This window comes from Acidovorax sp. SUPP2539, assembly GCF_030158975.1.
GTDB lineage: Bacteria > Pseudomonadota > Gammaproteobacteria > Burkholderiales > Burkholderiaceae_C > Paracidovorax.
In genome coordinates this window covers 118,920-142,698 of sequence record NZ_BQXJ01000007.1, presented here as the reverse complement: position 1 = coordinate 142,698, position 23,779 = coordinate 118,920, and the positions used below count along the sequence as shown (strand labels likewise).

The 23,779-nt window shown below is 66.2% G+C and carries 25 protein-coding genes; 19 read left to right on the top strand and 6 right to left on the bottom strand.

Annotated elements, in window-relative coordinates:
* The first annotated feature begins 17 nt into the window (after positions 1-17).
* The 3 genes from AVTE2539_RS21890 (at position 18) to AVTE2539_RS21880 (ending at position 2,304) form a co-directional block, all read left to right on the top strand.
* Positions 18-764 carry a lysophospholipid acyltransferase family protein gene (locus tag AVTE2539_RS21890; protein WP_284398058.1) on the top strand — a complete coding sequence of 249 codons (747 nt, stop codon included), beginning with the start codon at positions 18-20 and terminating at the stop codon, positions 762-764.
* Positions 764-1,774, top strand: a complete 1,011-nt coding sequence (locus tag AVTE2539_RS21885) for a M48 family metallopeptidase (RefSeq protein ID WP_284414073.1) — start codon at positions 764-766, stop codon at positions 1,772-1,774. Before AVTE2539_RS21890 ends, AVTE2539_RS21885 begins: the two co-directional genes overlap by 1 nt.
* Positions 1,775-1,848: 74 nt before the next feature.
* Positions 1,849-2,304, top strand: a complete 456-nt coding sequence (locus AVTE2539_RS21880) for a rhodanese-like domain-containing protein (protein ID WP_272565190.1) — start codon at positions 1,849-1,851, stop codon at positions 2,302-2,304.
* Positions 2,305-2,412: 108 nt separating this feature from the next.
* Here the strand turns inward: AVTE2539_RS21880 and AVTE2539_RS21875 are convergent, their stop codons facing one another.
* Positions 2,413-3,066, bottom strand: coding sequence for a hypothetical protein (locus tag AVTE2539_RS21875; RefSeq protein WP_284413869.1), 654 nt, complete (start codon positions 3,064-3,066; stop codon positions 2,413-2,415).
* A gap of 172 nt (positions 3,067-3,238) precedes the next feature.
* The gene (lysM, locus tag AVTE2539_RS21870) at positions 3,239-3,721 is read right to left on the bottom strand and encodes a peptidoglycan-binding protein LysM (protein ID WP_272565189.1); all 483 of its coding nucleotides are present in this window, start codon (positions 3,719-3,721) and stop codon (positions 3,239-3,241) included.
* A 214-nt stretch (positions 3,722-3,935) separates the two neighbouring features.
* Here lysM and AVTE2539_RS21865 point away from each other — a divergent pair, with 214 nt between their 5' ends.
* On the top strand, positions 3,936-4,739 hold the full coding sequence (locus AVTE2539_RS21865; protein ID WP_284413866.1) for a type III pantothenate kinase: 804 nt from the start codon (positions 3,936-3,938) through the stop codon (positions 4,737-4,739).
* A 9-nt stretch (positions 4,740-4,748) separates the two neighbouring features.
* Here AVTE2539_RS21865 and AVTE2539_RS21860 read toward each other — a convergent pair whose 3' ends face one another.
* The 3 genes from AVTE2539_RS21860 to AVTE2539_RS21850 all read right to left on the bottom strand — a co-directional run bounded on the left by AVTE2539_RS21860 (position 4,749) and on the right by AVTE2539_RS21850 (position 6,927).
* Positions 4,749-5,525 (bottom strand): tetratricopeptide repeat protein, encoded by a 777-nt coding sequence (locus AVTE2539_RS21860; protein ID WP_284413864.1) that lies wholly within the window; start codon positions 5,523-5,525, stop codon positions 4,749-4,751.
* Between the two features lie 31 nt (positions 5,526-5,556).
* Positions 5,557-6,225, bottom strand: a complete 669-nt coding sequence (locus AVTE2539_RS21855; RefSeq protein WP_284413862.1) for a TetR/AcrR family transcriptional regulator — start codon at positions 6,223-6,225, stop codon at positions 5,557-5,559.
* A gap of 150 nt (positions 6,226-6,375) precedes the next feature.
* Positions 6,376-6,927 carry a phasin family protein gene (locus tag AVTE2539_RS21850; RefSeq protein ID WP_284398074.1) on the bottom strand — a complete coding sequence of 184 codons (552 nt, stop codon included), beginning with the start codon at positions 6,925-6,927 and terminating at the stop codon, positions 6,376-6,378.
* 221 nt (positions 6,928-7,148) lie between these two features.
* Between AVTE2539_RS21850 and rfbB the strand changes: the two genes are divergently transcribed.
* The 4 genes from rfbB to rfbC all read left to right on the top strand — a co-directional run bounded on the left by rfbB (position 7,149) and on the right by rfbC (position 10,704).
* Positions 7,149-8,255 carry a dTDP-glucose 4,6-dehydratase gene (gene rfbB, locus AVTE2539_RS21845; RefSeq protein WP_284413859.1) on the top strand — a complete coding sequence of 369 codons (1,107 nt, stop codon included), beginning with the start codon at positions 7,149-7,151 and terminating at the stop codon, positions 8,253-8,255.
* A complete protein-coding gene (gene rfbD, locus AVTE2539_RS21840) occupies positions 8,252-9,142 on the top strand; it encodes a dTDP-4-dehydrorhamnose reductase (protein WP_284413857.1) in 891 nt (296 codons plus the stop codon). The genes rfbB and rfbD overlap by 4 nt, the downstream gene beginning before the upstream one ends.
* A gap of 24 nt (positions 9,143-9,166) precedes the next feature.
* Complete coding sequence (gene rfbA / locus AVTE2539_RS21835; protein WP_284398080.1) at positions 9,167-10,051, top strand: glucose-1-phosphate thymidylyltransferase RfbA; 885 nt, start codon at positions 9,167-9,169, stop codon at positions 10,049-10,051.
* Between the two features lie 107 nt (positions 10,052-10,158).
* A complete protein-coding gene (gene rfbC / locus AVTE2539_RS21830) occupies positions 10,159-10,704 on the top strand; it encodes a dTDP-4-dehydrorhamnose 3,5-epimerase (protein WP_284413855.1) in 546 nt (181 codons plus the stop codon).
* A 48-nt stretch (positions 10,705-10,752) separates the two neighbouring features.
* On the opposite strand, the gene AVTE2539_RS21825 is transcribed toward rfbC, so the two are convergent.
* Complete coding sequence (locus tag AVTE2539_RS21825) at positions 10,753-12,597, bottom strand: hypothetical protein (RefSeq protein ID WP_284413853.1); 1,845 nt, start codon at positions 12,595-12,597, stop codon at positions 10,753-10,755.
* A 247-nt stretch (positions 12,598-12,844) separates the two neighbouring features.
* Here AVTE2539_RS21825 and AVTE2539_RS21820 point away from each other — a divergent pair, with 247 nt between their 5' ends.
* The 11 genes from AVTE2539_RS21820 to gspD are packed head-to-tail and all read left to right on the top strand — an operon-like array spanning position 12,845 to position 23,742.
* A complete protein-coding gene (locus tag AVTE2539_RS21820; protein ID WP_284413851.1) occupies positions 12,845-14,587 on the top strand; it encodes a GspE/PulE family protein in 1,743 nt (580 codons plus the stop codon).
* The gene (locus AVTE2539_RS21815) at positions 14,580-15,854 is read left to right on the top strand and encodes a type II secretion system F family protein (RefSeq protein WP_284398091.1); all 1,275 of its coding nucleotides are present in this window, start codon (positions 14,580-14,582) and stop codon (positions 15,852-15,854) included. The genes AVTE2539_RS21820 and AVTE2539_RS21815 overlap by 8 nt, the downstream gene beginning before the upstream one ends.
* A gap of 28 nt (positions 15,855-15,882) precedes the next feature.
* Positions 15,883-16,338, top strand: coding sequence for a type II secretion system major pseudopilin GspG (gspG, locus tag AVTE2539_RS21810; protein WP_092745333.1), 456 nt, complete (start codon positions 15,883-15,885; stop codon positions 16,336-16,338).
* A 26-nt stretch (positions 16,339-16,364) separates the two neighbouring features.
* The gene (locus AVTE2539_RS21805; protein WP_284413849.1) at positions 16,365-16,811 is read left to right on the top strand and encodes a GspH/FimT family pseudopilin; all 447 of its coding nucleotides are present in this window, start codon (positions 16,365-16,367) and stop codon (positions 16,809-16,811) included.
* Positions 16,808-17,215 carry a PulJ/GspJ family protein gene (locus tag AVTE2539_RS21800; protein WP_284413847.1) on the top strand — a complete coding sequence of 136 codons (408 nt, stop codon included), beginning with the start codon at positions 16,808-16,810 and terminating at the stop codon, positions 17,213-17,215. The genes AVTE2539_RS21805 and AVTE2539_RS21800 overlap by 4 nt, the downstream gene beginning before the upstream one ends.
* The gene (locus AVTE2539_RS21795; protein WP_284413845.1) at positions 17,215-17,895 is read left to right on the top strand and encodes a prepilin-type N-terminal cleavage/methylation domain-containing protein; all 681 of its coding nucleotides are present in this window, start codon (positions 17,215-17,217) and stop codon (positions 17,893-17,895) included. Before AVTE2539_RS21800 ends, AVTE2539_RS21795 begins: the two co-directional genes overlap by 1 nt.
* Entirely contained in the window at positions 17,892-18,758 is an 867-nt protein-coding gene (locus tag AVTE2539_RS21790) for a type II secretion system minor pseudopilin (protein WP_284413843.1), read from the top strand. The genes AVTE2539_RS21795 and AVTE2539_RS21790 overlap by 4 nt, the downstream gene beginning before the upstream one ends.
* A gap of 7 nt (positions 18,759-18,765) precedes the next feature.
* Entirely contained in the window at positions 18,766-20,100 is a 1,335-nt protein-coding gene (locus tag AVTE2539_RS21785; RefSeq protein WP_284413841.1) for a PilN domain-containing protein, read from the top strand.
* Positions 20,097-20,657, top strand: coding sequence for a type II secretion system protein GspM (gene gspM / locus AVTE2539_RS21780; protein ID WP_284398109.1), 561 nt, complete (start codon positions 20,097-20,099; stop codon positions 20,655-20,657). The genes AVTE2539_RS21785 and gspM overlap by 4 nt, the downstream gene beginning before the upstream one ends.
* Complete coding sequence (locus AVTE2539_RS21775) at positions 20,654-21,262, top strand: hypothetical protein (RefSeq protein ID WP_284413839.1); 609 nt, start codon at positions 20,654-20,656, stop codon at positions 21,260-21,262. Before gspM ends, AVTE2539_RS21775 begins: the two co-directional genes overlap by 4 nt.
* A 50-nt stretch (positions 21,263-21,312) precedes the next feature.
* Positions 21,313-23,742 carry a type II secretion system secretin GspD gene (gene gspD / locus AVTE2539_RS21770; protein ID WP_284413836.1) on the top strand — a complete coding sequence of 810 codons (2,430 nt, stop codon included), beginning with the start codon at positions 21,313-21,315 and terminating at the stop codon, positions 23,740-23,742.
* The last annotated feature ends 37 nt before the right edge of the window (positions 23,743-23,779 follow it).

Below are 23,779 nucleotides of genomic sequence, written 5' to 3'. Positions count from 1 at the left end.
ATTTTTTCCTGATTGCCATGGCCCTGATCCGCTCCATCGCCCACCTGCTCTGGATGGGCATCACCGTGGTGCCCTATACGCTGCTCATCCTGCTGGTGCGCCTGTTCGGCGCCAGCAGCCGCACGCGCTACCGCATCGCGCGGGCGTGGCTCAAGCTCAGCACCGATGCGGCGCGCGTCATCATGGGCATCCGCACGCGCATCACGGGCATGGAGCACCTGCCCACCGACCCCACGCAGGGCGTGGTGCTGCTGGTCAAGCACCAGTCCACCTACGAGACCTTCCTGATGCCGGCGATCATGCCGCGCCCCCTGGCCTACGTGTTCAAGAAGGAGTTGCTGTACGTGCCGTTCTTCGGCTGGTCGATCGGCAGCCTGGACATGATCCACATCGACCGCGGCCAGCGCGCCCGGGCCTTCGTGAAGGTGCTGCAGCAGGGCCGCGCACTGCTGGCCAAGGGCACTTGGGTCATCATGTTCCCCGAGGGCACGCGCGTGGAGCGCGGGCGCAAGGGCCAGTACAAGAGCGGCGGCACGCGGCTGGCCATCGAGGCCGGCGTGCCCGTGGTACCGATCGCCGTCACGTCGGCCAAGGTGTGGCCGCGCAAGGCCTTCATCAAGCGGCCGGGCACGGTGGACGTGTCCATCGGCCGCCCCATCCCGACAGAAGGCCGCAAGCCCGACGAGCTGATGCGCGAGGTCGAGGCCTGGATCGAGTCCGAAATGCAGCGCCTCGACCCCGAGGCCTACGCGCCGGGCCGGTGATGCAGAGGCTGGTGCAGCTGGCGCTTGATCTGTTCGGCGGCGCGGCGCCGGCCGAGCCGCCGACTGCGCCTGCCTCGGCGCACCGTGCCAGGAATTCCAGGCCGAATGCCGCGGATGCCGGCGATTCGATTGCCAATGATGCTACTGATTTAATAGCGAAAGACACTGCCAAGCCCACGCCATCGCCATCGCCAACGCCCGCTCCACCGGTGGTGAAAGCGCCGCCCGTTCCCCTGGGCACGCTGCTCAGCCCCGCGATCTTCCGCCACCCCCGCGCCAGCCGCGAGGTGCTGCTGGGCGACGCCGTCGTGGCCTATGCGCTGCAGCGGGCGCGGCGGCGCACCATCGGCTTCACCGTGGGCGCGGACGGCCTGGCGGTGCGCGCGCCGGGCTGGGTGTCGCTCGCGGCCGTAGATGCGGCGCTGCAGGAAAAGTCCGCCTGGATCTTGCGCAAGTTCGGCGAGGCGCAGGATCGCCAGCAGCGGGTGGACGGCGCCCGCATCGCCTGGGGCGACGGCGCCGTGCTGCCGTACCTGGGCGAGCCGCTCACCGTGGTGCTGGACCCGACGCACGGCTTTCGCGGCACGGGCGGCGCGCTGGTCGAGGGGCCCGAGGGGCAGCGCCAGCTGCACATCGGCCTGCCCCGCGCCGCCTCGCCCGCGCAGGTGCGCGATGCGGTGCAGGCGTGGCTCATGCGCGACGCGCGCCAACGCTTCACCGCGCGGCTGGACCACTTCGCGCCGCTGCTGGGCGTGCGCTGGAGCAGCCTGCGCCTGTCCAGTGCCCAGACGCGCTGGGGCAGCGCGCGCAGCGACGGCTCCATCCGCCTCAATTGGCGGCTGCTGCACTACCGCCCCGCGGTCATCGACTATGTGGTCGCCCACGAGCTGTCGCACCTGCGCGTGATGGACCACAGCCCGCGCTTTTGGGACACCGTGCGCAGCGTCGTGCCAGACTACGCCGACCTGCGCGGACGCCTGCGCGACGAGCCCGCGCCGCCCTGGGATTGACCGGCGGCCCAAGCCCCTGACGCCAGTGCTTGAACCCCGTGCGGCCCGCCGCCGGTGCTGACAGAATGCCCCGCATGACTTCCAACGCTTCTTCTTCCTCTTCCTCCTCCTCTTCTGCCTCGGACCGGCCGCAGCCGGCCGAGGGCTATGCGGGCGATGTGTCGCCGGAGCTGGCATGGCAGTGGGTGCAGTCGGGCCGGGCCGTGCTGGTGGACGTGCGCACGGATGCCGAGCGCGACTGGGTCGGCTTCGTACCCGGGGCCGTGGCCGTGCCCTGGAAACACTGGCCCGGCATGGCACCCAACCCCCAGTTCGACGCCGCCATCCAGGCCGCGGTGCCGCCGGACGGCCAGGCCGTGCTGCTGTGCCGCAGCGGCGTGCGCTCGGTGGCGGCGGCGCGCCGGGCCACGGAACTGGGGCTCACCGCGTACAACATCCTCGAAGGCTTCGAGGGCGATGCCGACGAGAACGCGCACCGCAACGTGAAGGGCGGGTGGCGCTTTCGCGGCCTGCCGTGGCGCCAGGGCTGAGCGGGTTGCCCGGTCGGCATCCGCAGTCGTGCCGCGCGGGGCTCGGCACTGGCCATCGCTGGGTGGTGTGACGGTTCCCTTGTCGGCGGTGTGCCAGGCCTCGATCCGTCAGAGGAAGTACTGCACCGCGCTCGAATCGATCTGCATGCGGCGCCTCATGTCATCCAGTTCGGCATGGGTGAACAAGGCCTCCACGGGGTCCGTCGAGATGCTGAGCGTCAACGCATCGACAGAGATCGAATCCTTGTCGTGGTAGTGGACGTTGTCTTCGTCGAAAGCAATGTGGTCGAACTGTTCGGAGATCGCCGCGATGGTTTCCTGCGCGGCGGATTTCTGTTCCTCTGCTGCGCTGGCATCGGTTGAGAAAGCGGTGGCGATGTGGATTTCCATGTCCGCATGGAAGTCGTCCGGCATGTGGGCGGCCACCTGTCTCGCGAGTTCCTTTTTATCGGCTTCGGGCTGCAGGTGGGCCAGCAAGGCGGTCTGGGTGGTGTCTGAACGGTAAGTCACGGCCACGCCGAGGCAGGGCCCGCAGCCGGTGGTGGTGGCCCTCGTCAGTTTGTTTTTTTGGCGGGGTGCCAGGAGCACCCCTTCGCCCATGGCGACCAGGCCCCGATCCAGGTTGGAGGGGTAGCGTTGCGTCAGCGGATGTTGGAGGCCTGCCTGCGGGTTGCGCACCGTGACCGGTGGGCGCGGCTTCGGGGATGGGGTGTGGGCTGGGGAAGCGTTGGTGAAGAGGGCGGATAACAAGACGGTTTTCATGGATGGGCTCCGATGTCCCGTCAGCCTAAAAAAAGTCGTGGACCCAAGCCGGATGCATACGAAAAAGACAGGCAATGTGCGAACCGAATGCTGGGCTGGCCTTTTTTCCGGCCCCTCCAAAACAAAAGGGCCTGCAAGGCCCTTTTGTCAATGCGCTACATGAGCGCCGGGGTCAGAGCGCGGGAATGCGCAGCTTCTGGCCGGGGTAGATCTTGTCGGGGTGCGTCAGCATGGGCTGGTTGGCCTCGAAGATCTTGGGGTACTTGTTGGCGTCGCCGTAGAACTTCTTGGCGATGGCCGAGAGGGTGTCGCCGCGCACAACGTCGTGGTATTGCGCTTCGGGCTCGGGGTTCGTGACGGACATCTGGTTGTCCACGCTGGTCACGCTGGCCACGTTGCCGCAGCACAGGGTCACCTTCTCCTTGGCGGCCTGCGTGGGGGCTTCGCCCTTCACGGTGACCTTGCCCTCGGGGCCGGCGAACGCCACCTGCACGTTGCTCACGCCGAGGTTCTGCGAGGCGATGTAGGTCTCGATGGCCTTGCCCGCCTTGGCGTTCAGTTCGTCCTGCGTGGGGGCTGCCGCCGTTGCGGCCTGGGCATCCTTGCCGCCGAACAGTTTTTCGCCGGCTTCCTTGATGAAGCTGAAAAGTCCCATGTGCTGGCTCCTTGATGTGGTCTGTGGATCGGACCGGCCACTGTAGCGCCATCGCCAGTCCGGCCCGTGTCGGACAGCCGCCCGAAGGGCCAGGCAGCTCCCGCAAGCGGTGCCGGGTGCCGCGATGGAAGTGCGCCGGCGCCGCAGAGTCCGCGCGTCGCGTGCGGGTAAACATGCGCGTCAAGGCGATTTGTAAAACTCGTGATAATCCCGCATGACTTTTCTGGCCATCGACGTCGGCAACACCCGCCTCAAATGGGCGATGTACGACGCTCCCCAGCCGGGCGCCGCAGTGCTCGCCCACGGCGCTGAATTCCTGGACAACATCGAACGGCTGGCGGAAAGCTCGTGGGCCGGGTTGCCCGTGCCCGAGCGCATGCTGGGCTGCGTGGTGGCGGGCGACGCGGTGCGCCGCCGCGTGATGGAGCAGATGGAGCTGTGGGACGTGCTGCCGCAGTGGGTGGTGTCGTCCGCGCAGGAGGCCGGCCTGGTCAACGGCTACGACCACCCGACGCGCTTGGGCTCGGACCGCTGGGTGGCCATGATCGGCGCGCGCCATCGCCTGCTGGCGCAGGGCCCGGCGCGGCCGCTGATCGTGGTGATGGTCGGAACGGCCGTGACGGTCGAGGCGATCGACGCGCAGGGCCGCTTCCTGGGAGGGCTGATCCTGCCCGGCCACGGGATCATGCTGAGGGCGCTCGAATCCGGCACGGCGGGCCTGCATGTGCCCACGGGCGAGGTGAGCCTGTTTCCCACCAACACGAGCGATGCGCTCACGAGCGGCGGCACTTACGCCATCGCCGGTGCGGTCGAGCGCATGGTGCAGCACATCACGCAGCACTGCGGCGAAGCGCCCGCCTGCATGATGACCGGCGGCGCAGGCTGGAAGATGGCCCCCAGCATGACCCGGCCGTTCGACCTCGTCGAGAACCTGATCTTCGACGGCCTGCTGGCCATCGCCGCGCAGCGCTTCGCAAAGACCGCCGTGGAGCGGGACGAGGGCCGGGACCGCCGCTGAAAGGCGGCGCTACCCTTCGGCCAGCTCGGTCTGGGCCAGCTCCACGCCCAGCCGCTCCAGCGCGTCGGCGGGCTGGGTGGTGGCGACTTCCTCGTACAGGCGCGTGGCGTCGCCCATGCGCTGGTCGCCTTCCAGGATGAGCAGCGCGTTGGCGTATTCGATCTTGCCGATCACCGAGTCCGGGTTGATGGCGAAGGCCTCTTCGAAAAGCCGCAGGCTGCTGGCCTTGCGGGCGCCGTAGGTCATGCTGCCCACCATCTCGCCGACCTTGTCGATGATCTCGGCATGGAACACGGCCAGCGCCAGCCGCGCATCGGCATGGATGGGCGACAGCACGATGGCCTGCTCCAGCGTCTTGCGCACGCGGCTGCCCAGGCCTTGCGCCATGGCCTTGGCCACGCTGATCCCCTGGCTGTAGCGGCCGATGGCGTAGGCATGCCAGAACCAGGCGCTGGGGTTGGTGGGCTCCGCCCGCATCTGCTCGCTGGCCCGCTCGGCCGCCTCGGTCAGCAGCGCCAGGCGCCGGTCCTCGTGCGGCTCCAGGTAGTTCGCATAGACGATGGTGGCCTTGTTGGCCACGGTGATGCCGGCACCGCCGGCCGCCAGCCCGGCGCGGGCCGCCTCCTCGAAGGCACCGCGGTGAAAGAGCACCCAGGCGTCGAGCACGGCGGCATCTTCCGGACAGGGCTCGGCATCGCCCGCATGCAGGCGCTTCCATTGGCTGCGCACCGAAGCGGCGGTGAAGGGGTAGGCGTCGGAGTACGGGAAGGGCGTCCAGGGCTTCACGGTGCGTCTCCTCGGGGTGGGGTTGCGTCGGTCAGGCGGCCAGGGCCTGGGTGCTGTAGGCGCCGCTCAGCGCCTGCAGGTGCTCGCGCTGGCTGTCTTCCAGGTAGGGCATGAGCAGGTCCAGCACATGGTGCGCGCCGCGCAGCAGGGCGCTCTGCGCGCTCTCGGGCTCCAGGGCGTGCCGTGGATCGCTCACGTATTCGAAGCTGAGCCAGTAGGTCAGCACCACCACCATGCTGGTGGCCATGGAGCCGGCATCGCGGGTGCCCAGGCGCAGCGCGCCGGTGCGCTCCATGCCGCTCAGCAGCGTGCGCAGGGCCTGGGTCTTGCGCCCGAGCAGGGTCTGGAAGTGGGTCTCCAGGCGGCGGTTGCGGGACAGCAGGTCGTTCAGGTCGCGGTACAGAAAGCGGTACTGCCAGATCAGCTCGAACAGCGTGTGCAGGAAGAACCAGGCGTCTTCCACGTCGCGCACGCTGTCGGCCGCATCCAGCAGCTCGTTCAGGGCCGCCTCGTAGCGCGAGAACAGCACGTTGACCAGCTCGTCCTTGGCCGGGTAGTGGTAGTAGAGATTGCCCGGGCTGATGCCCAGCTCGGCGGAGATCGCGGTCGTCGACACGTTGGGTTCGCCAAAGCGGTTGAACAGCTCCAGCGTGGATTCCAGAATGCGCTCGGCAGTGCGGCGCGGCGCTTTTTTCACCATATCGGCGGCCTCCCGGTGCGTGGGTGGTTGTCTCTTTCACCCACTCTAACCGAGGTGGTCTGCCCGCACGGTGTTGCAGTGCATCATGCAAGGAATAGGCAATCCTTTGGAATGCCCGCTTCCTGCAGGGCGGCCGCACCGCCCGGATCGTCAGTCGGCCGGCGGTTTGGGGGCCCTTGGGCGCGCCGCGGCGGCGGTCTTGCGGGCGGCCGTGGCGCGTCCGGTGGGCGGCTTGGCCGCGCCGCGCTTGGCGGCGGGGCGGGGGGCGGCCTGTGCCTGGGTGGCGGCCTCCAGTGCCCGGGTGAGCGCATCGATGCGCTCGTGCAGGGCCTGCACATCGCGCGCGGTGGGCACGCCCAGCCGGGCGAGCGCCTTGGCCACGCGGTCTTCGAAGATGGTTTCCAGCTTGTCCCACTGGCCCGCCGCGCGCGTGCCGAATTCGCTGGCCGCGCTGGTCATGCGTTCGGCCGCTTCGGACAGGCGCTCCTGGGCCGTGGACTGGCCCTTGCGCTGCATGGCCGCGCCTTCCTTGACCAGCGCCTCGAACACCTTGCTGCCTTCCTGCTGCGCCTTGGCGAACGCGCCCAGGCCCGCCTGCCAGATCTGCTGCGCGGAGTCGCGCGCCTTGCTGCCGTAGAACGGGCCGCTGCCGGCCGGGTCGGCGTCGTCCGGTGCGTCGGGGTTTTTGGTGGATCGGGGCATGGATGGCTTTCCTTGGGGCAAGTGGTGCAACGGCGCCGCGCGGACCGGATGATTTGCTGCGGCATCGGCTCGAGACTTTACGTGCGCTGCGCGCGCCGTGGGTAGTGTGCGCCCCCTAAACGGCGCGGCGGGCCCGCTGCGGCTCGTAACAGGGCCCCGGCACGCGATGGGATAATCCGCCGCTTTGACACAGCGGCGCCTTCGCGCGACCCCCCCATCCCATGATTCTTGTCACCGGCGGCGCAGGCTTCATCGGCGCCAACTTCGTTCTGGACTGGCTGGCTTCGGGCGACGAGCCCGTGGTCAACCTGGACAAGCTCACCTACGCAGGCAACCTGCAGAACCTGGCGAGCGCGCAGGGCGATCCCCGGCATGTCTTCGTGCAAGGCGACATCGGCGACACGGCCCTGCTGGCCAGGTTGCTGGCCGAGCACAAGCCCCGCGCCATCGTCAACTTCGCCGCCGAGTCGCATGTGGACCGCTCCATCCACGGGCCGGAGGACTTCATCCAGACCAACGTGGTCGGCACCTTCCGCCTGCTGGAGGCCGCACGGCACCACTGGCTGGCGTTGCCGGAGGGCGAGAAGGCCGTGTTCCGTTTCCTGCACGTCTCCACCGACGAGGTGTACGGCACGCTGTCTGCCAGCGATCCGGCCTTCGCCGAAACGGATGCCTACGAGCCCAACAGCCCCTATTCGGCCAGCAAGGCCGCCAGCGACCACCTGGTGCGCGCCTGGCACCACACCTACGGCCTGCCGGTGCTCACCACGAACTGCAGCAACAACTACGGGCCGTACCACTTTCCGGAAAAGCTGATCCCGCTGATGATCGTGAACGCCCTGGCGGGCAAGCCGCTGCCGGTGTACGGCGACGGCATGCAGATCCGCGACTGGCTCTACGTCAAGGACCACTGCAGCGCCATCCGCCGCGTGCTGCAAGGCGGCGCACTGGGCGAAACCTACAACGTGGGTGGCTGGAACGAAAAGCCCAACATCGAGATCGTGCGCACGGTGTGCGCCCTGCTCGACGAACTGCGCCCGCGCGCCGACGGCCAGAGCTACGCCGCGCAGATCCACTACGTGCAGGACCGCCCGGGCCACGACCGGCGCTATGCCATCGACGCCCGCAAGATCGAGCGCGAACTGGGCTGGAAGCCCGCCGAAACCTTCGAGACGGGCATCCGCAAGACGGTGCAGTGGTACCTCGAAAACCCCGAGTGGGTGGCGGCCGTGACCAGCGGCGCCTACCGCGAATGGGTGCAGACGCAGTACCAGGCCGTGCCCGGCGCAGCCGCTGCGGCACCGAACGCCGTGGCGGTCAGCGCATGAACATCCTGCTTTTCGGCAAGGGCGGCCAGGTCGGCTGGGAGCTGCAGCGCAGCCTGTCGGTGCTGGGCACCGTGACGGCGCTGGACCACGACAGCACCGACCATTGCGGCAACTTCGCCGATCCCGCCGGCATCGTGGACACCGTGCGCGCGCTGCGCCCCGACGTCATCGTGAATGCGGCTGCCCACACGGCCGTGGACAAGGCCGAGAGCGAGCCGGAGTTCGCACGCACGCTCAACGCCACCACGCCGGGCGTCCTGGCCGAGGAGGCCGCGCGCAGCGGGGCCTGGCTGGTGCACTACAGCACCGACTATGTCTTCGACGGCAGCGGCGACCGCCCGTGGGTGGAGACCGACACGCCGGCGCCGCTGTCCGTCTATGGCCGCACCAAGCTCGAGGGCGAGCGGCTCATCCAGCAGAGCGGGGTCCGCCACCTCATCCTGCGCACCAGCTGGGTCTATGCCGCCCGCGGCGGCAACTTCGCCAAGACCATGCTGCGCCTGGCCCAGGAGCGCGAGCGCCTGACGGTCATCGACGACCAGTGGGGCGCCCCCACCGGCGCCGACCTGATCGCCGACGTCACGGCGCATGCCCTGCGCCACCTGGTGCGGCGCCCCGAGGATGCCGGGCTCTACCACCTGGTGGCCGGGGGCGAGACCAACTGGCATGCCTATGCAAAATACGTTCTGGCGCAATCGGTACTAGGGGGTGATGCTATAAAAATAGTAGCTAACGACGTGGCGGCCGTGCCGACGAGCGCGTTTCCCACGCCGGCCGTGCGTCCGCACAATTCGCGGCTCGACACCCATCGGCTGCAATCCACCTTCGGCCTCGTTCTGCCGCATTGGCAGGCGGGCGTCTCGCGCATGCTGGCCGAAATCCTTTAGCACCCAGGGCAGAGAGAGCACCACATGACCGCACGCAAGGGCATCATCCTCGCCGGAGGTTCGGGCACCCGCCTGCACCCGGCCACGCTCGCCATCAGCAAGCAATTGCTGCCGGTGTACGACAAACCCATGATCTATTACCCACTCAGCACGCTGATGCTGGCGGGCATCCGGGAGATCCTGGTCATCAGCACGCCCCAGGACACCCCGCGCTTTGAGCAGTTGCTCGGCGACGGCAGCCAGTGGGGCATTCAATTGCGCTACGCCGTGCAGCCCAGCCCCGATGGGCTGGCCCAGGCGTTTCTCATCGGCGAGGAATTCCTGGCGGGCAGCCCGAGCGCTTTGGTGCTGGGCGACAACATCTTCCACGGGCACGATTTCGAGGACCTGCTGCGCAGCGCGCTGCAGCGCGAGGAGGGGGCCAGCGTCTTCGCCTACCACGTGCAGGACCCGGAGCGCTACGGCGTGGCTGAGTTCGATGCCCGCGGCAAGGTGCTGTCCATCGAGGAAAAGCCCAAGGCCCCGAAGTCCAGCTATGCCGTGACGGGCCTGTACTTCTACGACGCGCAGGTGGTGGAACTGGCCAGGCGCCTGAAGCCGTCCGCTCGGGGCGAACTCGAAATCACCGACCTGAACCGCCTCTACCTGGAGCAGGACGCGCTGCACGTCGAGATCATGGGCCGGGGCTATGCCTGGCTCGACACCGGCACGCATGAAAGCCTGCTGGAAGCCGGGCAGTTCATCGCGACGCTGGAGCACCGGCAGGGCCTGAAGATCGCCTGCCCCGAGGAAATCGCCTGGCGCAACGGCTTCATTGACGATGCCCAACTGGCCCGGCTGGCGCAGCCCCTGGCCAAGAACGGCTACGGCCAATACCTGCAGCGGCTGCTGCGGGAGCCGCGCGAGTAGCGCGACGGTGGCAACGGGACTGGCGCTGCTGCGCCAGGCTGTGGTTGTCCGCGGCGTCCATCCCTTCTGCCGGTTTTCTTCTTCATTTCGTTGTTGGCAACTCCTCCATGAACGTCATTCCCACCCGCCTGCCCGATGTTGTCGTTATCGAACCCAAGGTGTTCGGCGATGCCCGCGGCTTCTTCTTCGAGAGCTTCAACCAGCGCGCCTTCGACGAGGCCACCGGCACGCGCCATGCGTTCGTGCAGGACAACCACAGCCGCAGCGCCCGCGGCGTGCTGCGGGGCCTGCATTACCAGTTGCGCCAGCCCCAGGGCAAGCTCGTGCGCGTGGTGCGCGGCACGGTGTTCGATGTGGCGGTGGACCTGCGCAAGAGTTCGCCCACGTTCGGCCAATGGACGGGCGAGGAGCTGAGCGAGGAAAACCAGCGCCAGATGTGGGTGCCGCCCGGCTTCGGCCATGGCTTCGTGGTGCTCAGCGAGAGCGCGGATTTCCTCTACAAGACCACCGACTACTACGCCCCCGAGCATGAGCGCTGCATTGCCTGGAACGATCCGGCCCTGGCGATCGACTGGCGCTTCGACGGCGAGCCCAGCCTGTCCGCCAAGGACATGAAGGGCATGCCGCTCCACCAGGCCGAGGTGTTTGACTGACTGACGCCCGCGGCGGGCTGTGCAGGGCAGGGCCCGGTCCGCAGCGGCTCACGGGCCCTTGGGCGCCAGCGTCTGCTGCGTGGCCCGGTACAGGTGGTCGGAGCCGAACTTCGGGTTGTCCGGATCGAACGAGAACATGTTGTGCCCCCGGGGCACCAGCGTGCCATGCCAGCGCGGCTCGGCGAAGAACGAGAGAAAGTCCGCCCCCCGCTCTGCATGGGCATCGAACACGCGCTGCAGGGCGGCCGCGTCCATCGCCTTCAAGGGATGGAACTCGGTGATGCCGTAGCGGGTGTGGCCGCTGCGGCCCAGCCAGTCGAAGTAGGAATGCCCGTAGGTCGGCTCGCCGTACAGGCTCACACCCAGCCGGATGGAGCCCAGCGGCCGCAGCGATGCCTGGATCGCGAACTTGTTCTCGTCCCAGCCCGGGTTCGTGAACGGCACGATCTGGTGGGTGTAGCGGGGCACGTCCGCCAGGCACGAGCGTGCCACCTCGCCATCGAAATACCGCAGATAGTCGACCACCTGCTTCGCGCGAAAGGCATGCCACAGCGGCACGAGCGGGTTGTAGTAGTACGAGGACGCGTCCCGCGGCGTGTCGATGTGCGCCTGCACGCCGGGCCCGGCAGGTGTGCTGGCCGGTAGCGCTGCCTGCGGCTGCGGCTGCGGCGTGCTCTGCTGCCGGTCCATGATGGCCACGTCGCGGCGGTCCAGGTGGGTGAGGGCGCCCGGCCGCGTTTCCAGGAAGATGTCCAACCGGTGCACCCCGGCCGGCAGGTGCCGGAAGTCCAGGTCCATGCGCCAGCCGGTGTTGGCGTCTCCGAACTCCGGCTTGGCCGCCAGCACGTCCTGCCGCCCGAGCCGCACGGCGGTCTTGCCCACCAGGCGGCCGTTGCGGTAGATGTGGATCCAGGCGGGGTGTTCCGGGGTGGCGCCTTCAACATGCGCCCAGCCCGAGATGGGCAGGCTGCCCTGCGCGAACGCATCGATGTGCTCGGTGTAGCGGCGCAGCGGCTCGGTGCGGATGTCGCGGGACGGGGGCTCCACCTCGGAGAACGCGGCGTAGTCGCCACCCACGGCACGGTTGAGCGCCTCGATGCGGCCGAATTCGGCCTGCAGGTGGCGCCGAAACCCTTCGACCGAGGCCGTGCTGTAGTCGGTCACCCGGTAGGCGCCATCGAACCCCATGCCCGCCTGGAAATTGGGAAACAGGTGGTGCAACTCCCCCAGCAGCGTGATGCCCCGGATCTTGGCGCGGTCCTGCGCTGGCAGCTGGCAGGCCGCGTCCAGCACGGCCTGCATGGCCTGTGCGCGCCGCTGCGTCAGGGTGTTGCGGGTGGTGGCGAACGTCCAGTTGAAGACCTTGGAGTCGTAATAGTCGTCGGTGCCCAATGCGCCATCCCGGGTGTGGCCCATGTTGGCCGGGTCGGCGGCCAGCGCGGCCTCGATCGGGGCCTCCGCCGAGAAATGCGTGGAGAACAGGTAGAGAATCGCCGGCCGGGGCGTGTCGCGCAACGTGCGCACCAGGCGCCCCACTTTCTCGTCGTCGATGCGCCAGTCCCCGTCCGCCGTCTGGTGGAAAAGACGCAGCAGCGGCACGGGCAGGGTGTAGCCCAGGGCTTCGCGGGGCGATGGCGGCGCTGTGGGCTGCAGCGTTTTCAGCGTGGATTCGATGAGCGCTGCGGCCGAGCCCTGCGGGCCCTGGCAGCGCTCGGCCAGGTCCTGCATCGCGGCCGGCAGGGTCTCGGGCGAGAGCACGCAGGGCTCGATGACACTGACCATCGGGGCCAGCAGCAGGCGATCCGCGCGGGGCAGGTGCGCAGGCGCATGCTGCTGGAGCAGCGCCAGGCCGCCCGCGCCGGCCAGAAGAACACCCAGGGCCGCGAGGGCCATGGAAACGTGCAGGGCAGTCCGTCGGAGAGGGTTTTGCATGGGCGGGGCGGGCAGTCGCATCAATTGATCGGGGGGAGGCCCGCGACTTTAAGCGAAGGCCCGGCTGGCCCGCGGGGTGTGGGAGGGCCATGGCTTTTTGGCGGCATCATCAGGAATGGGCCGCCGGGCCGTCGCGGCTACACTTGGGCCCCATTGCGCGCGCCCGAGGGCGCGCAACGCCGCTCGCGGCGAGCCATCCCACACCTCCATGACGACGAATACCCTTCCCGACCGCATCGAACCGCTGGCAGACGCGACGCCCGCGCCGCGTCCTCCGCTGGGAGAGCTGCTTGTCCAGTCGGGCAAGCTGAGCGCCCGCGACCTGGAGCGCGCCCTCTCCGCGCAGCAGGAAATGGGCGGACTGCTGGGCCGCGTGCTGGTGCGGCTGGGGCTGGTGTCCGAACTGGACGTGATCCAGTCGCTGTCGCGCCAGCTGGGAATATCCATCGTCCCGGCCGGCGAGTTTCCCGAACTCATGCCCGAGGTCGAAGGGCTGCTGCCGGAATTCCTGCACGCCAACAGCGTGTATCCGCTGCAGGTCAGCGAAGGCCGCATGCACGTGGCGATGGCCGTTCCGCAGGATGCGTTCGTCGTCAAGGCGCTGCATCTGGCCACGGGCCATGTGATCGTTCCGCACCTGGCGCTGGACAGCGACATCGAGAAAGCCCTGTCCGAGCCCGTGGTGGAGCAGGGGGCCGAAGACGACGAGGCCGACGACGGCTTCGGCGATGGCTCCGATGGCGGCGACTTCGTCGAGCATCTGAAGGACCTGGCCAGCGAAGCGCCGGTCATCCGCCTGGTGAACGCCATCATCGGCCGCGTGATCGATCTGCGCGCCTCGGACATCCACCTGGAGCCGTTCGACGACGGCCTGCACGTGCGCTACCGGGTGGACGGCGTGATCCATGCGGGTGAACTGGTGCCGCCGCGCCTGAGCGCCGCCGTGAACTCGCGGGTCAAGCTGCTGGCCCACCTGGACATCGCGGAGCGCCGCCTGCCGCAGGACGGCCGCATCAAGACGCGCGTCAAGGGCCGCGAGCTCGATCTGCGGGTGTCCACCGTGCCCACCGTGCACGGCGAAAGCGTGGTGATGCGGGTGCTGGACCGGGCGAGCGTGCGCCTGCAGCTGGAAACCATGGGTTTCGAAAAGGACACGCTGGAGCGGTTCAACAGCCTGCTCGCACGGCCCCACGGCATCTTGCTGGTCACCGGCCCGACGGGTTCGGGCAAGACGACCACGCTGTATGCGGCTTTGTCGAAGATCGATGCGGGGGCCAACAAGATCATCACGGTGGAAGACCCGGTCGAGTACCAGCTGGAAGGCATCAACCAGATCCAGGTGCATCCGCAGATCAACCTGACCTTCGCCAATGCGCTGCGCTCCATCCTGCGCCAGGACCCCGACATCATCATGATCGGCGAAATGCGTGACGGCGAGACCGCCCAGATCGCCGTGCAATCGGCGCTCACGGGGCACTTGGTGCTCTCCACCCTGCACACGAACACGGCCGCCGGCGCCGTGATCCGGATGAAGGACATGGGCGTGGAGGGCTACCTGATCACCTCCGCCGTCAACGGCGTGCTGGCCCAGCGCCTGGTGCGCACGCTGTGCGGCCAGTGCAAGGAGCCTTTCGAGCCGGGCGAGGACGTGCGCCAGAGCACGGGGCTGGCGCGCTTCAGCGGCGTCGGCCAAGCCATCTACCGGGCCGTGGGGTGCGAGCACTGCCGAGGCTCCGGCTACCGGGGCCGGACCGGCATCCATGAACTGTTCGTGCTGGACGAGCCCATGCGCCGCGCCATCATCGAAGGCCGCGATGCCAACGCGCTCAATGCGCTGGCGGCGCAGGGCGGCATGCTCAACCTGTACGAGGACGGGCTGCGCAAGGTGGCCGCCGGCATGACCACGCTCGACGAACTCGCCCGTGTGACGCAGGACCAAGCCGATGCCTGATTACGTCTGGCGGGCCGCCGCCGCTTCGGGCAAGGTGGCCGAGGGCCGGCTCACGGCCATCAACGAAGCCCAGGCGCTCAAGCAACTGAGGGCGCAGGGCCTCACGCCATTGACCATCAGCGACTCGATCGGTGCTTCCGCCGGCGCGGGCGCCAGCAGTGCCATGGGCACCGCCTCCGCCAACGAGGCCATCGGGGCCGCCGCCGTGCCCAAGGGGCGCAGCGGCAAGGGGCCGGTCAAGGCGGCCGATGTGCTTGCGCTCACCTCCGAGCTGTCCATCATGCTGCGGGCCGGGCTGGCCCTGGACAACGCGTTGCGCGTGCTCATCGACATGAGCTACAAGCCCAGCATGGCCGAACTGCTGCAAGGTATTCTGGACGCGGTCAAGGGCGGCACGCCGCTCAGCCGCGCCTTGTCGCAGCATCGCGAGCTGTTCGGCGATTTCTACATCAACATGATCCGCTCGGGCGAGGCCAGCGGCCAGATGTCGTCGGTGCTGGAGCGGCTCGTGGAGCACATGGAACGGCAGCGCGCGCTGCGCGACAGCGTCATCTCCGCCACCATCTACCCCGCGATTCTGTTGGGCGTGGCCGTGCTGTCGCTCATCGCCATGCTGGGCTTCGTGGTGCCGCAGTTTGAAAAACTGTTCACTGACATGGGCGATGCGCTCCCGATGCCGACCCAGATCGTCATGGCGCTGGGCCACGCCTTCACGCGCTATGGCCTTTTCATCGGCATCGTGGCGTTGGGCTTGGGCCTGATGGTGCGCCGCTGGGCGGCCTCCCCCGCCGGTCGCCAATGGTGGCAGGCGCGGCTGCTGAAGCTGCCGCTCATGGGCCGCCTGGCACTGAAATACCAGCTTACGCTGTTCTCGCGCTCCCTGGGCACCCTGCTCGGCAATGGCGTGCCCATGCTGACGGCCCTGCACATCGCGACCGAAACCGTCAGCAACACGGTCTTGCAGCAGGCCCTGTCCCGTGTCGCTCCCATCGTGAAAGAAGGGGGTAAGGTTGTCCAGGCCGTTGCCGCGACGGGCATCTTCGAACCGCTGGCGATCAACCTGATCCGGGTGGGCGAGGAAACCGGCCGCATCGGTCAGATGATGCTCGAGCTGTCCAATATATTGAACCGGGAAGTCGAAACCGGTATCAAACGCCTTCTCACGCTGGTGGAGCCGGTGCTCATTCTGGTGCTGGGTATTTTGATCGCCGCCATCATTGTTTCCATCCTTCTCGGGATCCTGTCCATCAATGACCTCGCCGTATAATTTTTGTTTGTCCAAGGAGTCCTCTTCCATGGCGCATTCCCGTGCTGGCCGCTCCTGTGGCACCCCTATGCAACGCAAATCCGCCCGCGGCTTCACCCTCATCGAACTGTTGGTCGTTCTGGCCATCCTGACGCTGCTGGCAGGCCTCGTCGGCCCCCGTGTGCTGAACCAACTGGGCGGCGCCAAGGCCAAGACGGCCGGTGTGCAGATCGCCGACCTGGACAAATCGCTTGAGTTGTTCAAGCTCGATGTGGGCCGCTATCCTTCGACCGAAGAAGGTCTGGAGGCGCTGGTGAAGCGCCCCGGCTCAGTGAACGGCTGGACAGGCCCTTACCTCAAGGGCGGCGTGCCTTCGGACCCTTGGGGCCATCCTTACCGCTATGCCAACCCGGGCCCGAATGGTGGCATCGAGATCCTGTCGCTCGGCTCCGATGGCGCCCCTGGCGGTGAAGGCGAAGCGGCCGACATCCGCAACACGCCCTGATCGCCTGCATCCCCAGGCGTCCTGCCATGCGGCGCGAGCGCGGCTTTACGCTGGTCGAGTTGCTGGTCGTGTTCGCGATCCTGGCGCTCGTGATCGGCCTCGCACCGCTGGCCTTCGATCGGCTGCGGGATTCGGCGCAGTACCGTGACACGGTCCGCACGATGATCAGCCAGATGCGAGCCGCCCGTGTCACCGCCATGGCGGAAGGGCGAGAGGTTCGCTTCTCTGTGGACTTGAAGAACCGCATGTATGGCAACGACTCCGCCTTGAAGCCGTTGCCGCAGCCGTTGCAGTTGCGTGCCATCGTGGCCGGCACCGAATTGAATGCGCAGAGTCAGGCGGCCATCCGCTTCCTGCCGGGTGGCGGCGCCACGGGCGGCAGCATCGAAATCCTGAGGGCGCCCGGCGTCGGCACTCGGCTGCGGGTGGACTGGCTGTCGGGGCGCGTGACGCAAGAGGCCCTCACCCGATGATGCGGGGCCTGCATCGCCGACAGCGGGGCTTGACCTTGCTGGAGTTGCTGGTGGCCTTCGCCATCATGGCGTTGTCGCTCGGCATGCTTTACCGCGCCATGGGCAGCAGCGCGCGCAGCGTTGCGGACGTGGATCGGTATCAACGCGCAGTGGTGCTGGCCGAGTCTCTGCTTGCCCTGCGCGACGCCATACCCGAACAGGGCTTGAATCAGTCGGGGGAGTCCGCCGGCTACCAGTGGCGCATCACTACTGCGCCCTATGCGACGGAGTTCAAAGGACCGACCATTCCGCCTTTGCACGAGTTGAACATCGTCATCTCCTGGTCGGACGGTGTGCGCCTGCGCAACTTCGAATTGAGCACCTTGCGGCCACAGCGCAAGCCGCCCGAGCCGGGGCGTGGATGATGAAGCGGTTGCTGGAAGGCTCGAAGGCGCCGCGCCAGCAGGGCTTCACCTTGGTGGAGCTGCTGGTGGTCATCACCTTGCTGTCGCTCGTGATGCTGGCCCTGGGGTCCGCATTGCGTACCACGGCACAAACGGAAGAGAGGGTGGATCGCCGGATGCTGCGGACCGATGAACTGCGGGTGGCCAACGGGTTTCTGCGCTCGGTGCTGGGCCGGGTGTCTTTGCAAAAGCGGGCGGCGGTCGTCTCCATCGACGAGAGCCCGTACTTTTTCATCGGGCTGCCCGAGGAGATGGCTTGGGTGGGGGTGATGCCAGCCCGTTACGGTGTGGGTGGGCGCTACCATTTTCGATTGGGCGTGCTGGACCAGGCATCGGGGCCTGCTTTGGTATTGCGGTACTTGCCTTGGATCGATGGAGGCGTGGCGCCGGATTGGAGCCAGGCCGCCAGCTACGTGCTGGTGGATGGGGTGACCGGCTTTTCACTTCGGTACGAAGACGCCAACGAGGAGCCTCCTGTTTGGGGCGCTCCCTGGAAGGCGGTTGATCGGCTGCCTCAACGGGTTTCGATCGCGATCCGGACCTCCGCAGGCGTTTGGCCGGACATCGTCATTCCGATGCGCGTTCTGCCAGCCAGCGATCCGGCCAGCGACGGAGCCACTTTTGGCGGGAGCCGCTCGTGAATCAGTGCAAGCCAGGTAAGCACCGTAACAAGAAACAGCGCGGCATGGCGCTGTTGGCCGTGCTCTGGATGGTCGCGGCCCTCACCATCATCGTGTCTGGCCTGACACGGTCCATCCGGGAAGAGGCGCGCGTCATGTCCTTGTCGCGCCAGAACGTCCAGGCCCAAGCGCTGGGCGATGCCGCGATTCAACTGGCATTGCAGGCCCTGGTGGCCAGCAACACCCCCCTGGCCCGCACCCGGCAGGCGCAGATCGACTATCGCGGGGTCACGATGCAGGTCCAGGCCATGCCTTTGAACGGCTTGATCGACATCAATGGTGCGCCTGTTGCCTTGCTGGCGAGGCTCTTTTCCGTTGCGGGCGAAATGCCGGCAGAGGCGGCCCAGGGGCTCGCTCAAGCCACAGTGGAAATGCGTGAGCGGCGTGATCCACGCGGCGTGCCGCAGCGTTTCGAATCGGAAGAAGACCTGCTCAAGGTGCCCGGGGTGGACTACACCCTCTATGCTAGACTTTCGCCGCTCATCACTGCAGATCTTCGAGGGCGAGGCTTGGTCAATCCGATGGCTGCGCCCATGGAAGTGTTGACTGTCCTTGCCGGAGGAAACGCTGCAGTCGCCATGCGCATCGTAGCGGACCGGGATGCCGGGGCTGAAGGCATCGACACCACGGCCCTGGAGGCCGCATTTTTAGATAACTCGACGGTTCGGCGGCTGCGAATCCAGGCAAGGGTTCCCATGCCGGACGGTGTTTGGTTGCGCGTATCGCGCAGCATCGATTTCAACGCACGTGCGAAGGGCGGTTTGCCGTGGCAGACCTTCCGTGCCAGTTCAGGCGTTGAGCCCGTGATACGTAAAAACTCCTGAGCCACCCATGCCTTCCATTTCCTCCGATGCCCGTTTCCTGGGAATCGACTTGCACGCGCTCTGGCGTGATGTCCGCAGTCCCTGGCAGGGCATGCATGCGTGGCCGCTGTTCTCCTGGCTGACGCCGTCCGCGCCGGTCGTGCTGCTCCATCCCGAGGACGGCCTCTCTTTCTGGCTGGGGGACGAAAAGCAGTCCAAGGTGGCGGGCCCGGTCAAGGCCAGCTTCACCGCCGTTGAGCTGCCTGAAGAATTCGTGCTTCGCAGGATGCTGACCTTGCCGCCCATGGCTGAATCGGACATCGCCAAGGCCGGTGCTCTGGAAGTGCGTGCGATCAGCCCCTTTCCCGAGGCGGATCTGGTGTGGGGCTATCGCTTGGTCGAAGGCTCCACGGGCAGTTCCCGAATCGAGCTGGCCTTGGCATCTCGCAAGCAGGTCGCCCAATACCTAGTCTCCCAGGCCGCTCGCCTTGGCGGCGTGTCAAACCCGGAAGTCTGGGTGCGCAGCAATCAACAGCGCCCCATCGTGCTTGGTGGCTATGGTGAAGGCTTGCGCCATGCGCATGCACTGAGATGGAGGCGCGCGGGCTATGGGCTTTTGCTCTCGATGGCCGTACTGGCCATGGTCATTGCGGTGACCCCTACGCTCCAATTGCGTGAGCGCGCGATCGAGGCGGCGCAGAGCTACCAGGATGCGGCCAAGCGCACGGCTCCGGTCGTCGCCAAGCGGGATGCGCTCATGCAATCGGCAGAAAAGCTCGGAATGCTGTCGGAAGTGCTTGCCACTCGCATTGAGCCTTTGCGTGTGCTGGACAAGCTGACCCAACTGCTGCCGGACGATACCTACCTGCAGAGTTTTCGCATGCAAGGTGCCAAAGTGACCATCGTGGGCATGACCGGAAATGCGGCCGCCCTGATGCAGGTGCTGGGCAATGAGCCGGGGTTGCGAGAGGTCCGTGCCCCATCCGCTGCCACCCGGATGGGAAATTCCCCCAAGGAAACGTTTGCCATTGAATTCACGTTGGATCCTCAGTTTTTCGGGGTGGTGGGAAGTGCGGTCGCAGGCAAGGCCGCAGTGCCCCCCGCTGGGGCCGTGACGCCGGTCCTTGCCCCGGGGGGCGTTGCCAGCGCTGCTGCCTCGGGCGCCAGCGTGGCCGGAGTGCCTGTCGCCCCCGCTTCGTTGCCCGCCAATTCATCCTCCAGCGCAGTCGCACCGCCGCCGGCCAGTGCCCCTCCATCGGCCGGTGGAGCTGCCTTTGGTGGATCGGTCGCCACATTCGGTGGCCGTACCACCACTGCGCCTGCATTGCCCGCTTCTTCGCCTGCGAACCGTACCAAGCCATGAAACGCATTTCATCCCGTGAGGGGCTGATCCTCGCCTGTACCCTGGCTCTGGTGATCCTTCCCCTGGTCATGTTGGGCTGGTACATCGCTGAAAAGCACCAAGGTGCCGAATCTCAACTGGCGCAAATGGAGCCGCGCTATGCGCGGCTTCTGGGGTTGGAGTCGCAGCGGACGGATATTGAAGCCGTGCTTGCGCAGGCCAATGCAGCAAGAACGCAGTATATCTATCCGGCATCCCAGGATGCCAACCAGACTGGCAACGCGGCCCAGCAGCGGATCCGGGATATCTTCAGCGCGGCGGGCTTGCAGGTGATCAGTAGCCAGGTGCTGCCTGCCAAGGACGAGAAGGGCTTTGATCGCATTCCGCTGACGGTGCGGACCGAGGGCGAAATGCTGGCCCTGCAAAGCGCACTGGCCGTTCTGACCAGTCAAATGCCCATCATCGTCATCAATGATCTGGACATTCAGCTCCAGGGCGGCTATGCCAACTCGGATCCCAAGGTCGCCCCCCGGCTGTCGGCGCAGTTCGGCCTCAGCGTATTGCGGGAGCGCACATGAAGCGGTATGCCTTGCATCTGCTGCTGCTGGCCAATGCAGCGTTGCTAATTCTTCTGGCATGGATGTGGGTTGCACCGGATGGAAGCGTTCGCAATGTGCATTGGCAAGAACCAACGCCACACCGCACGGATTTCGCTGCCATGCTTCCTGCGTTGCCAGGGGTGACCAATGCAGACACCGGTCAGTTCATTGCGATGCTGGATCGCCCATTGTTTGCTTTCACACGCAGGCCCCCTCCACCGCCTCCGCCGCCCAAGGCTGCCGAGGAGGTGCAAGTCGACAACCTCAGCACCGCTCGCCTGTCAGGCGTCTTTGTCGGCGATGGCGCAGGAGGCATCATCATCGAAGTGGCAGGCAAGCACCGCCGTGCACGCTTGAACGACAACATCGAAGGGTGGACGCTCCAGTCCATCAACGGTCGCAATGTCACCTTCGTCAAGGGTGATCAAAGCCGTGTCCTGCAGCTGCCTCGTGCGGCCGTTACTTCGTATACCGGCATGGCTCCAGCAGCACCGGTCAGCGCTCCCACATCGATCGGACGAGGGGCGGTACAACCTCCAGCCCGGTCCGCCCCCCCTCGCGCAACATTTGGCGGTCGTTCTTAATGAACGTGCCTCCTATCTGTTCGTTTCTCCCCGTTTCCAGGCAAGCAGTCATGACCCCTTACCGACACGCACTCACCGCTATTGCGCTGGCCACTTGTCAATTGGCCATAGCCCAGTCGCAGCAGTCCGCACCCGCAACCGGTAGCAGCAACCTCGTCACGGAGTCGAGCGGTGCAGTGATGCCGAGCTCTGCGTCTGATTCGTCCGCCAATGCGGCGTCGAAGAAGGCGGACAAGCCTTCCGCAGAGGGCGAGCTTCCTGCAGCGGAGCCGCGCTTCATCATCGGAAACGATCGTGTGATCGCCCCGGCCAAGCCGGTGGCTGCCGTACAAGGCGCTCCGTTGTCCTTCAATTTCGAAGAGGCGCCGGTGGCAGAGGTGGTGCGTACCATTTTGGGAGATATCCTCAAGACGGACTACGTACTTCACCCGCCGTTGAGCGGAACGGTGACGTTGGCGACACGCACGCCCATTGCGCCGGATCAGGCAGTTTTCCTGCTGGAGAGTTCCTTGCAGGCCAACGGACTCGCCATGCTGCGCGATGCCCGCGGCACTTATCACGTCGGGCGGCCTGATGCATTGCGGAGCATCGGTGGATCCGTTCGCCAGGTAGGCAACGGTCCACTGCCCCCGGGCTCGGGCGCCATCATCGTGCCGTTGCAATACATCGGTGCGAGCGAAATGGCATCCATCCTTCGGCCGATGATGCCTCCCGATGCCGTCGTGCGGGTAGACAACGTGCGCAATCTGCTGATTCTGAGTGGCACACGCACCCAGGCCGAGGGGTGGCTTGATCTGGTGAACACCTTTGACATCGACCTGCTCAAAGGCATGTCGGTTGGAGTGTTCCCCTTGAAGCATGCGTCGATCAAGGAAGTGGAAACTGCGCTGCGTCTGGTCAGTGGAGGTGGTGCCGCAGCGGCTTCCCCGAATGCCGGAGGAGCCGTTGCTGCAGGCACACCGGGCGCGGCGCAGGCGAATGCGGCCAGCGCGGCGCAAGCCATGTTGGGTGAAGGCAATCCCCTCTTCGGCGCTCTGCGCATCATGCCCATCGAGCGGCTCAACAGCATTTTGGTGGTAACACCACGCGCTTCCTATTTGGAGGAAGCGCGCCGCTGGATCGAAAAGTTGGACCAGCCCAGCGACAACGGGTCTGAGCCACAGCTCTTCATTTATCAGGTGCAGAACGTCAATGCCAAGCACCTTGCGAGCGTGCTGAGCGGGATTTTCGGGGGGCAGACCGGTGGATCGAGCGTGGCCAACAGCGGTGTGGCACCCGGGTTTGGAAGCGCGACGGGGAACTCTTTCGGCCAGACGCAAAGCGGGTTCGGCGGCGTTGGCAGCACTTTCAGCGGCAGCGGGTCCAATTACATGGGCGGCAGCAGTGTCCGCTCTTCGGGTCTGACGGGCAGTGCTTTCTCCAGTGGTTCCGGAACCGGGGCCTTCGGCAACCGCAATACCAACTCACAGGGTACACAGCAGCAGGGAACCCTGAGTGCCAATCTGGGCAGTGTCCGGGTGATGGCTGATGAACTGAACAATTCAGTGCTCATCTGGGGTACGCGTGCTGAGTATTCAAAGATTGAAGCCGCGCTGAAGAGACTGGATCTTCCCCCCACTCAGGTTCTGATTGAGGCCAGCATCATTGAAGTGACCTTGAACGATGATCTCCAGTACGGCTTGCAATGGTCGTTCAACAACAGTCGGAATGGATACACCGGCGAGGGACTGATTAGCGGGCGCAATCCGACCACTGTTAACAGAGACACCTTGCTGGGAGGCGCAGCTCAAGGCTTCTCCTATGTGCTCAGAAGTTCAACGGGCGTGCAAGCGGTGCTCAATGCCCTGGCTGACAAGTCGCTCTTGAAGGTCATCTCCAGCCCTTCGCTCATGGTGCTTGACAATCACACCGCGTCCATCAATGTTGGCAACCAGGAGCCGGTCAGCACGACGACGGTTAGTTTTGTGGACAATGCCAACGCGTCCACCAGCTCTGTTCAATATAAGGATACGGGCGTGAATCTTGTCGTCACGCCCTCCGTCAACGCTGGCAACATCGTGAACATGCAGGTGGACCAGACGGTGACCGATCTGGGTGCCGTCAGAAGCAACGCCAACAATCAGCCTGCGTTTTTGCAGCGTCAGATCAGCAGCAAGGTGGCCGTCCGGTCGGGCGAGACCATCGTGTTGGGTGGTTTGATCAAGGACAACAGTACAGTCGGCAAGGCCGGCGTACCTCTGCTGCAAGACATTCCGGTCCTTGGGAACTTGTTCGGCACCAACAGCAACACCAGCAATCGTACGGAACTGCTGGTTGTTCTCACGCCTCGCGTCGTTCGCACAGACATCGACATCCGTGAAGTGAGTGAAGACTTGCGTGACCGGATGAAGGGCTTGAGAGTCATCGAACTCAAGGAGCAGGGCAGCCGTAACCCCCTCAAGGCGCCTCAGGCCCCAGTGCAACCAGTCCAGCCAAACTGAGTCGAACAGCGTCGTTCAACCAGATCGTTAACAGGAG